This window comes from Saccharomonospora halophila 8 (assembly GCF_000383775.1).
Classification (GTDB): Bacteria; Actinomycetota; Actinomycetes; order Mycobacteriales; family Pseudonocardiaceae; genus Saccharomonospora; species Saccharomonospora halophila.
The window spans coordinates 34,618-44,231 of record NZ_KB912547.1 but is presented as its reverse complement, the minus strand read 5'-3'; the positions used below and the strand labels follow the sequence as shown (position 1 = coordinate 44,231).

9 protein-coding genes and 1 pseudogene are annotated in these 9,614 nt (G+C 71.1%); 7 read left to right on the top strand and 3 right to left on the bottom strand.

The annotated features are described in order from the left end of the window. From SACHA_RS0111230 to SACHA_RS0111205, 6 genes and pseudogenes are all read left to right on the top strand, one after another. Positions 1-317 (top strand): pantoate--beta-alanine ligase (locus SACHA_RS0111230; RefSeq protein ID WP_198010131.1); only part of this gene is annotated, 317 nt, incomplete at its 5' end. Between the two features lie 11 nt (positions 318-328). Then, positions 329-808, top strand: a complete 480-nt coding sequence (gene panD / locus SACHA_RS0111225) for an aspartate 1-decarboxylase (RefSeq protein ID WP_019809753.1) — start codon at positions 329-331, stop codon at positions 806-808. After that, a complete protein-coding gene (locus tag SACHA_RS0111220) occupies positions 809-1,618 on the top strand; it encodes a type III pantothenate kinase (protein WP_019809751.1) in 810 nt (269 codons plus the stop codon). A 411-nt stretch (positions 1,619-2,029) separates the two neighbouring features. Further along, positions 2,030-2,379, top strand: a pseudogene (locus tag SACHA_RS21605) (histone-like nucleoid-structuring protein Lsr2). A 495-nt stretch (positions 2,380-2,874) separates the two neighbouring features. Then, complete coding sequence (locus SACHA_RS0111210) at positions 2,875-5,427, top strand: ATP-dependent Clp protease ATP-binding subunit (RefSeq protein WP_019809749.1); 2,553 nt, start codon at positions 2,875-2,877, stop codon at positions 5,425-5,427. A 146-nt stretch (positions 5,428-5,573) separates the two neighbouring features. Beyond that, a complete protein-coding gene (locus tag SACHA_RS0111205) occupies positions 5,574-6,593 on the top strand; it encodes an endonuclease/exonuclease/phosphatase family protein (RefSeq protein ID WP_019809748.1) in 1,020 nt (339 codons plus the stop codon). A gap of 98 nt (positions 6,594-6,691) precedes the next feature. Here SACHA_RS0111205 and SACHA_RS0111200 read toward each other — a convergent pair whose 3' ends face one another. From SACHA_RS0111200 to SACHA_RS0111190, 3 genes are all read right to left on the bottom strand, one after another. Next, entirely contained in the window at positions 6,692-7,558 is an 867-nt protein-coding gene (locus tag SACHA_RS0111200) for an SIR2 family NAD-dependent protein deacylase (RefSeq protein WP_019809747.1), read from the bottom strand. Beyond that, positions 7,555-7,869 (bottom strand): antibiotic biosynthesis monooxygenase family protein, encoded by a 315-nt coding sequence (locus SACHA_RS0111195; RefSeq protein WP_026455040.1) that lies wholly within the window; start codon positions 7,867-7,869, stop codon positions 7,555-7,557. The genes SACHA_RS0111200 and SACHA_RS0111195 overlap by 4 nt, the downstream gene beginning before the upstream one ends. Positions 7,870-7,985: 116 nt before the next feature. After that, on the bottom strand, positions 7,986-9,440 hold the full coding sequence (locus SACHA_RS0111190; RefSeq protein ID WP_019809744.1) for a M1 family metallopeptidase: 1,455 nt from the start codon (positions 9,438-9,440) through the stop codon (positions 7,986-7,988). Here SACHA_RS0111190 and SACHA_RS21600 point away from each other — a divergent pair. Continuing rightward, on the top strand, positions 9,439-9,614 hold a 176-nt coding region (locus SACHA_RS21600), incomplete at its 3' end, for an alpha/beta fold hydrolase (protein WP_039738726.1). The genes SACHA_RS0111190 and SACHA_RS21600 overlap by 2 nt on opposite strands.

The window sequence follows — 9,614 nt, the reverse complement described above, 5'->3', positions numbered from 1 at the left end:
GGCCGGGAGGGGCCGACGCGGTGTTGGACGCCGCGCGGCGTACGCTCGCCGCCCGTCCCGAGGTCGAGGTCGACTACCTGGAGCTGCGCGGGCCCGAGCTCGGCGAACCACCGGTCGACGGGCAGGCCCGGCTGTTGGTCGCCGCGCGGATCGGCGGGACCCGGCTGATCGACAACGTCGCCGTCCGGCTCGGCGAGATTCCCGACGACGACGGCAACAGCGCCGACGACGCCCCTGAGCACGCCGTCGGCGACCCCGCCGGGGCGAGCGCCGAGAGCACCGACGTGACCGGCGTCCGCGGGGACGCCGGGGTATAGAGGAGCCGGTCATGTATCGCACCATGCTGAAATCGAAGATCCACCGGGCGACCGTGACGCAGGCCGACCTGCACTACGTGGGGTCGGTGACCGTGGACCGCACCCTGATGGAGGCCGCGGACCTGCTGTCCGGCGAACTGGTGCACATCGTGGACATCACCAACGGCGCCCGGCTGGAGACCTACGTCATTCCCGGCGAACGCGACAGTGGCGTGCTGGGCATCAACGGCGCCGCCGCACACCTGGTGCACCCGGGCGATCTGGTCATCCTGATCGCCTACGGCCAGATGGACTCCGCCGAGGCCGCTTCCTACGAGCCGCGGGTCGTGTTCGTCGACGGCGACAACCGTGTCGCCGATCTCGGTGCGGACGCCGGGCGGGCCCCGGAGGGGTCCGGCCTGAGCAGCGGCGCCGTCCCGGCCGGGGCGGCGTGGTCGGCGGATCCCGCGCCGCACGCGCATCGCGACGAGTTGTTGCCCGCGGAGCGGTAGGTGCTGCTGACCGTCGACGTCGGGAACTCGAACATCGCGCTCGGTCTGCACACCGGGCAGGGCGAGCAGGCCGAGCTGGTGCGGGACTGGCGGATGCGCACCGACCCGCACATGACCTCCGACGAGCTCGCACTGACCATCCGCGGTCTGCTGGGGCCGGACGCCGACTCGGTCACCGGGATCAGCGCGCTGTCGACGGTTCCCGTGGTGCTGCGGGAACTCCGGACGATGTTCGATCGGTACTATCCCGAGGTCGGCCGGGTGGTGATCGAGCCGGGCGTCCGCACCGGGGTGCCGTTACTGGTGGACAATCCGAAGGAGGTCGGTGGCGACCGGCTCGTCAACACGCTCGCCGCCCATCACCTCTACGACACGGCGTGCGTGGTGGTGGATTTCGGCACGTCGACCAACGTGGACGCGATTTCGGCGAAAGGTGAGTTTCTGGGCGGGGCCTTCGCCCCCGGGATCGATATTTCGGTCGACGCCCTCGCCTCCCGCGCGGCGGCGTTACGCAAGGTCGAGCTGGTGCCGCCGCGCTCGGTGATCGGCAAGAACACGGTGGAATGTCTCCAGTCCGGCATTCTCTACGGCTTCGCGGGGCAGGTCGACGGACTCGTCCGCAGGATCGCGGCCGAGTTGGCCCCGGCTCGTCCCGATCCGGTCGAGGTGATCGCGACCGGGGGACTGGCGCCGCTGGTGGTGCCCGAGTCCGAAACCGTCACCCGGCATCTGCCGCACCTGAGCATGGTGGGGCTCCGACTGGTTTTCGAGCGAAACACCGGGCGCGGGCGGCGTCCCGGCCGTGCGTGAGTGAAGGCCGCCCGCCGGCGTGCCGCGGTGCGGCGGGATCCGGGGCGACGCGCGGGATCCGTTCCGTGCCCGGGTGCCGGGTGCGTTGTGCGGTCCGCCTTCGCACGTGCTGTCGGGTCCGGATCCGCGCGGACGTGCGGATCCGATCACTACCGCCGGGTTCACCCCGATCGGGCGCCGTGTGGCACACTTCGACAAGATCACGGTCGCCTCCCGTGGACGAGCGCCCGGTGTGCGTATTCCCCGCGAGTTCTCCCGCACGAATGTGTCGGGTCGCATATGCCGTCGCAACACAATCCGGGGGATGGTTTGCGTTAATCCGCCGCGGCGGGTAACAATATCCTCGGTCGAGGTTTTCGGCTCGGGCGTGGGCACCTCGTGATCTTATGACGGCTCAGTGCAGGAGGAAAGATGGCGCAGAAGGTCCTTGTCTCACTCGTCGACGATCTGGACGGATCGGAGGCCGAGGAGACGGTTCAGTTCGGTCTGGACGGCGTCAGCTACGAGATCGATCTCTCCACGGAGAATGCGGAAGAATTGCGGGACGCCCTCGCCCAGTACGTCGAGCACGCCCGCAGGGCGGGCGGGCGCAAGCGGCCCACGACGCGCAGCGTCCGCGGAAGGCGCCCGCGCGCTCGGTGGCCGCCGACCGGGAGCAGAATCAGGCGATCCGCGTGTGGGCCCGCAAGAACGGTTACGAGGTGTCGGACCGGGGGCGGATCCCGTCCGAGGTCGTGGAGGCCTACCACCGGCGCAACTGAACGTGTGCGTCCAGCGGCCCCCGGTGTTCCCGCCGGGGGCCGCTTTCGCGTGCGGTGCGGGCGCGGTTCGAGGCGTGCCGGGACGCACCGGGCGCGGCTGCGCGGCGGTTCGGGCCGGCCTCGCGGGGATAGGGGTTAGGATCGCCTTACCTTGCCGACCGGTGGCGGCCGTCGCCGCGGACGTGCCCGGGGAGGGTGCCGACCGGTCGTCGAGAGGGCTCCGGGGCGTGTTCGCGGGGAGCGGACAGCGGATTGCCGTGGAATGCACCCGGGCCCACGCACGTTGTCCGATACGTCAGCTGCCAGCAATGAAGTCGACTGACTGTCTGTCCCCGAGAGGCGCGCGACCTTGGTCGGGCGGGCCCTGTCCGCCCCAGTGGTAGGCCGACACGTGCGTCCGGCTACTACAGTGGTCTCACGGTGCCGGGCTCACCCCGGTGGGTCGCCGGAATCCGGTGAGATCGGGCCGCCGGCGCAGCAGTCGAGGGAGTGGGAATGTTCGAAAGGTTCACCGACCGCGCGAGGCGGGTGGTTGTCCTGGCCCAGGAAGAGGCCCGGATGCTCAACCACAACTACATCGGCACCGAGCACATCCTCCTGGGCTTGATCCACGAGGGTGAGGGTGTCGCCGCCAAGGCGCTCGAGTCGTTGGGTATCGCGCTGGAGGGTGTCCGCCAGCAGGTCGAGGAGATCATCGGCCAGGGCCAGCAGGCCCCCAGCGGGCACATCCCCTTCACGCCGCGTGCCAAGAAGGTACTGGAGCTGTCCCTGCGGGAGGCGCTCCAGCTCGGCCACAACTACATCGGCACCGAGCACATCCTGCTCGGCCTCATCCGCGAGGGCGAGGGCGTCGCCGCGCAGGTGCTGGTGAAACTCGGCGCGGACCTGAACCGGGTGCGTCAGCAGGTCCTGCAGCTGCTGTCCGGCTACCAGGGCAAGGAGCCCGCGGAGGCCGGCGCCGGCCGTGGCGAGGGCACCCCGTCGTCGTCGCTGGTCCTCGACCAGTTCGGGCGGAACCTGACCGCCGCCGCGCGGGAGGGCAACCTCGACCCGGTGATCGGCCGGAACTCCGAGATCGAGCGGGTCATGCAGGTGCTGTCCCGGCGCACCAAGAACAACCCGGTGATGATCGGTGAGCCCGGTGTCGGCAAGACCGCCGTCGTCGAGGGGCTCGCGCAGAACATCGTCAAGGGTGAGGTCCCGGAGACGCTGAAGGAGAAGCAGCTCTACACCCTCGACCTCGGGTCGCTGGTGGCGGGTTCGCGCTACCGCGGTGACTTCGAGGAGCGGTTGAAGAAGGTCCTCAAGGAGATCAAGACCCGCGGCGACATCATCCTGTTCATCGACGAGCTGCACACGCTCGTCGGGGCGGGCGCCGCCGAGGGCGCGATCGACGCGGCGAGCATCCTCAAGCCGATGCTGGCCCGTGGCGAGCTGCAGACCATCGGCGCGACCACGCTCGAGGAGTACCGCAAGTACATCGAGAAGGACGCCGCGCTGGAGCGCCGGTTCCAGCCGATCCAGGTCGGCGAGCCGTCGCTGGAGCACACGATCGAGATCCTGAAGGGGCTGCGCGACCGGTACGAGGCGCACCACCGCATCTCGATCACCGACTCCGCCCTGGTGGCGGCCGCGTCCCTGGCCGACCGCTACATCAACGACCGGTACCTGCCGGACAAGGCGATCGACCTGATCGACGAGGCGGGCGCCCGGATGCGGATCCGCCGGATGACGGCTCCACCGGACCTGCGCGAGTTCGACGAGAAGATCGCCGACGTGCGCCGGGACAAGGAGTCCGCCATCGACGCGCAGGACTTCGAGCGTGCCGCCCGCCTGCGCGACGAGGAGAAGACGCTGCTCGGCCAGAAGTCCGAGCGGGAGAAGCAGTGGAAGGACGGTGACCTGGACGTCGTCGCCGAGGTCGACGACGAGCAGATCGCCGAGGTCCTGGCCCACTGGACCGGGATCCCCGTGTTCCGGCTCACCGAGGAGGAGACTACCCGTCTGCTCCGGATGGAGGACGAGCTGCACAAGCGGATCATCGGCCAGGAGGACGCGGTCAGGGCCGTGTCGCAGGCCATCCGCCGCACCCGCGCCGGGCTGAAGGACCCGAAGCGCCCGTCCGGCTCGTTCATCTTCGCCGGCCCCTCCGGTGTCGGGAAGACCGAGCTGTCCAAGGCGCTGGCCAACTTCCTGTTCGGTGAGGACGACGCGCTCATCCAGATCGACATGGGCGAGTTCCACGACCGCTACACGGCCTCGCGGCTGTTCGGTGCCCCTCCGGGGTACGTCGGCTACGAGGAGGGCGGCCAGCTCACCGAGAAGGTGCGCCGCAAGCCGTTCTCCGTGGTGCTGTTCGACGAGATCGAGAAGGCGCACCAGGAGATCTACAACACCCTGCTGCAGGTGTTGGAGGACGGGCGGCTCACCGACGGCCAGGGCCGCACGGTGGACTTCAAGAACACGGTGCTGATCTTCACCTCCAACCTGGGCACACAGGACATCTCCAAGTCCGTGAGCCTCGGCTTCACCTCGGGTAGCGACGAGGAGACGCGCTACGACAAGATGAAGCAGAAGGTCAACGAGGAGATGAAGAAGCACTTCCGGCCGGAGTTCCTCAACCGGATCGACGACGTCATCGTCTTCCACCAGCTCACGCGGGACCAGATCATCGAGATGGTGGACCTGATGACCTCGCGGGTCGAGGAGCAGCTGAAGGGCCGGGACATGGCTCTGGAGCTGACCGACAAGGCGAAGGCCCTGCTGGCCAAGCGTGGGTTCGACCCGGTGCTCGGTGCCCGGCCGCTGCGCCGGACCATCCAGCGCGAGGTCGAGGACCAGCTCTCGGAGAAGATCCTGTTCGGCGAGGTCCAGCCCGGTCAGATCATCATCGTGGACGTCGAGGGTTGGGAGATCGGCGAGTCCCGCGACGAGGACGCCCGGTTCATCTTCCGTGGCGAGGCCAAGCCGCTGGACGTCCCGGACGCTCCCCCGGTGAGCATCGCCGCCGCGGGCGAGGAGTCCGGCAACGAGAACGAGAACGAGTGACGGACCCGCTCGACGACACAACCGCATAGCCGACACACGCGAAGGCGCCCCCGGGACCGTGTCCGGGGGCGCCTTCGCCTGTGTGGCGGGGCGGACGGTGCGGGCCACTCCGGCGGGGTCACGGCGGCTCTGGAAAGCTGGACGGCGTGACCGCCACCGACGACGCCGTCAGCATGTCCGAAACGACGCCGGGGCGGGACGGCACCCGGGTTCTGCTGATCGTCCTGGGCACGGCGCTGGCGGGGCTGTTCGGGTTCGCGGTGCTGCGGCTGGTGGTGTCCGGGGTGTTCGGCCTCGACGGCAACCGTTACACCGCCGCCGCGCTCGCGCTCACCCCGTTCGCCGTGCCGTTCGGGACGGTCCTGGCGGTGCTGGCGTTCGTGGGCCGACAGCGGCTGATCGGTGTCGCGTCGCTGCTGTTGACGCTGGCGCTCGCGGTGCCGCTGGTGCCGAGGGTCGTGGTCGACGGCACGCCCGCCGTCGCCGGGCCCGGGCTCCGCGTGCTCGCGTTCAACACGTACTTCGGTGAGGCCGACGCGCGGCGCGTCGTCGACCTGGTGGCCGAGCACCGGGTTGACGTGCTGGTGCTGACCGAGTTGGAGGCCGACGCGGTGCGGGCGCTCACCGATGCCGGACTGCCGGAGCTGCTCCCGCACCGGATCTCCCGGCCCGGTGCGGGCGGGGTGGGCTCCGCGCTGATCTCCCGGTATCCCCTGGCCGAGGCCGATCTCGCGGGACCGTCGACGTTCGAACAGCCCGGCGCCCGGATGCGGGTCGGCGGCGTCGCCGTCGAGGTGGTGGCGGTGCACCCCGTCCCCCCGGTCACGGACGCGCGCACCTGGCGGTCGGAACTTCGCGGCCTTCCGGAGGCGGACCCGGACGGCGCCGTGCGGGTCCTGGCGGGCGACTTCAACGCGACCGCCGACCACGCGGCCTTCCGCGACCTCGTGGACACCGGCTACGTCGACGCAGCCGAACAACGCGGCCGGGCACTGGTCCCCACCTGGCCGCACAACCGCTTCGGCCCACCCGTCACCCTGGACCACGTCCTCGTGGACTCCCGCGCCACCGTCCGGCACTACTCCACCCACGACATCCCGGGCAGCGACCACCGCGCCGTCCTCGCCCACCTCCGCCTGCCCACCCCCGCCGCAGGTGTGCCGTGAAGGGCACATTCGCTGCGTGTGACGCAGTGAATGTGCCCCTCGCTGCGTGTGATGCAGGGAAAGTGCCCTTCACGCGACACACCCGGTGACGCGCGGGGTCAGGACAGGCGGGTGTCGATCTCGTGGAGGGCGTGGAGGGCGGGGAGGGGGAGGGAGACGCCGCGGCCGTGCCGGATCTCCGGTTCGCGGAGGTTGATGCGGATCAGCGCCCCGCCCGCCGCACTGGCCAGTTCCGCGTGCCTGCGCACCGTCGGCACCGCGGTGCCCGCACCGATCTCGACCACGACGAGGTCGGGGTGTTGCCTGCGCCACCGGGACAGTTGGTCGAGCTGGGGTTCACTGCGGTCCGCCAGCCAGTCGCCGTCGCCGAACATGAGGATGTTCGGCCGCGCCGGAGAACCGCACTCCGGGCACGACGGCAACGGCGGTCGCGCCCGCATCGTGTCCGGGTCGACGTCGACCTCGACGTCGTCGGCGGGCCAGATCCCCGCGCCGCAGTGCGCGAGGCACTGGAGGTGATGGATCGAGCCGTGCACCTCGGCCACCCCGGCGAACCCGGCGCGCTGGAACTGCCCGTCCACGTTCGAGGTGAACACGCGCACCCCGCCGGGCAGCCGCCCGCCCCACTCGCGCAGCAGCCGGAACCCGTCGTGCGGCTCGGTGCGCCGGTACAGCTCCAGCCGGTGACCGTAGAAGCCCCACGCCAGCTCGGGATCGTCGGCGAAGTGCGCCGGGTCGGCCAGCTCCACGAACCGCAGGCCCAGCCGGGCGTACGGCGGGTAGGCCCGCCAGAAACCCTCGTCGCCGCGGAAGTCCGGCAACCCGGAGTCGACCCCCATCCCCGCGCCCGCGCACACGAGCAGCGCCTCCGCATCGCGGATCCACTCCGCGGCGCGGTCCAGGTCCGCGACGAGACCGGGGTCGAGCACTCCGGAACCGGCCGCGGCGTCGGACTCCCCGCTCACTCCCGCTCGCCGGGGACGGAGCTCTGCACCACCTCGAACTCCAGCAGGCTGGCGCCACTGGCCACGGGCTTGCTCCGCTCACCCGAGTGGGCCTCGCGGGCGGGCCCCTGCGCCCACGCCTGGTAGTCCTCCTCGGAGGCCCACTTCGTGTAGACGAAGTAGCGGTCATCGCCGGAGACGGGGCGCAACAGCTCGAAGCCGAGGAAGCCGGGCTGGTCGTCCACGGCGTGCAACCGCGCGGCGAACCGCTTCTCCAGCTCCTCGCCCGCGCCCTCGGGGACCGTGATCGCGTTGATCTTCACAACTGCCATACCGGCCACCGTAGCGGCTCGACCCGGCGAATGCGCACGGCGAGGCACCCGGCCGGCGGCCTCCGTGCACCCGGCCGCACCCCCAACCGGTCCGGCGCCGTGCCGTGGTGTCGCACTCAGAGGTACTCGTCCGCGGGCTGCCGCGCGCCGCGGAACCAGGCGTCGAAGAATCCGCGCAGGTCCTGCCCGGAGATCCGCTCGGCGAAGGCCTCGAACTGTGGCCAGCGTGCGTTGCCGTCGGCGTGTTCGGCGGGCCACTCCCGCAGCATCCGGTCGAACGCCTCGTCGCCGACCTGCCTGCGCAGGGCGTGCACCGCGAGCGGGCCCTTGCTGTAGACGGCGCCGAACTCGTTGCCCGCGCCCATGTCGTACAGCGGCCGGGACCAGAAGTCGTCGTTCCCCCGCAGCCGCTCGATCTGCTCGGTGTAATGGGCGTCGAGGTCGGCGCCCCGCTGGTGCTCGGCCCACAGCCAGGTCGCGTAGCTGGCGAAGCACTCGTTGAGGCAGATGTCGGCCCAGGAGTGCAGCGACACCGAGTTGCCGTACCACTGGTGCGCCATCTCGTGGACCACCAGCTCGACGTCCGGCTCCGGCGGGTAGGTCGGCGTGCCCTGCGTCTCCAGGGCGAACCCGGGGTTCTCGTTCAGGTAGATGCCGCCCGCGGTGCTCGCCGGGTAGTCCCCGAACCGCTCCTCCAGGAACGCGACGACGTCGTCGACCCGCCCGGCGACGTCGCGGGCGCCCTCGGTGCCCGGGGCGAAGGCGTTGCGCACCGGGGTGCCGTCCGGCAGTTCGCCGCGTTCGACGGTGAACCGGTCGACGGCGAACACGGTGAGGTAGCCGGCGACCGGGTCGGACTCGTTCCAGGTGGTCGTCGTCCAGCCGCTCTCGGTGGTCTCGCCCTCCTTGCGGCCGATCGACACCGCCGTCCAGTCCTCGGGCACCCGCGCCGTCAGTTCGAAGGTGGCCTTGTCCCGCGGGTGTTCGTTCACCGGGTACCAGTACGAGGCGGACCGCGGCTCGCCGAGCACGAACGCCCCGCCGGAGGAGGTCCCGTACCACCCCTCGCCGAGGGAGTCCTCCGAGTCACCCCGGACGGGCTCGCCCGCGTAGCGGACCCGGGTGGTGAACGTGTCGCCGTCGTCCAGGGGCCGCGCCGGGGTGACGACCAGTTCGCCGTCGTCGGCCCGGCGGTGCTCGGCCGGTTCGCCGTCCACCTCCACCGAGGAGACCTCGAAACCGCGGAGGTCGAGGTTGAACCGGTCCAGTGCCCGGGTGGCGCGGGCGGTCACGGTCGTGTCCCCGTCGAGGTGGCTCTTCCCGGGGTGGTAGCGCACCGTCACGGCGTAGTGCCGGGCGTCGTATCCCCCGTTGCCCGCCGTGGGATAGTAGGCGTCGCCGATGCCCGGTGCCCCGTGCGCGGCGTCGGCCGGTGCGGTAGCGCCGGTGTCCCCGTCGCCCCCGTCGGGTGCGGGGGCCGTGCAGGACACGAGGACGGAGACGAGCCCGCACAACGCGACGGCGCCGGCCCTGCGTGGGTGCCGGCCGCCCCGGAACGCCTGGGAGACCATGAACGGACCCTATCCCGCACCCGGGACGGCATCCCGGGTCGCCGACTTCGGCGGGCAGGGGCCCCCGATCGTGCTGCTGCACGCCCTGATGGGGCGGGCCCGCACCTGGCGGTCGGTGGCGCGGTGGCTGAGGCCTTACGGGCACGTGGTCGGGCTCGACGCGCGGGGCCACGG

Excerpts from the sequence above, each read along its gene's own strand:
- panD (WP_019809753.1), top strand. The coding sequence starts at position 329 with ATGTATCGCACCATGCTGAAATCGAAGATCCACCGGGCGACCGTGACG.
- SACHA_RS0111210 (WP_019809749.1), top strand. The coding sequence starts at position 2,875 with ATGTTCGAAAGGTTCACCGACCGCGCGAGGCGGGTGGTTGTCCTGGCC.
- SACHA_RS0111195 (WP_026455040.1), bottom strand. The coding sequence starts at position 7,869 with ATGGCAGTTGTGAAGATCAACGCGATCACGGTCCCCGAGGGCGCGGGC.
- SACHA_RS0111190 (WP_019809744.1), bottom strand. The coding sequence starts at position 9,440 with ATGGTCTCCCAGGCGTTCCGGGGCGGCCGGCACCCACGCAGGGCCGGC.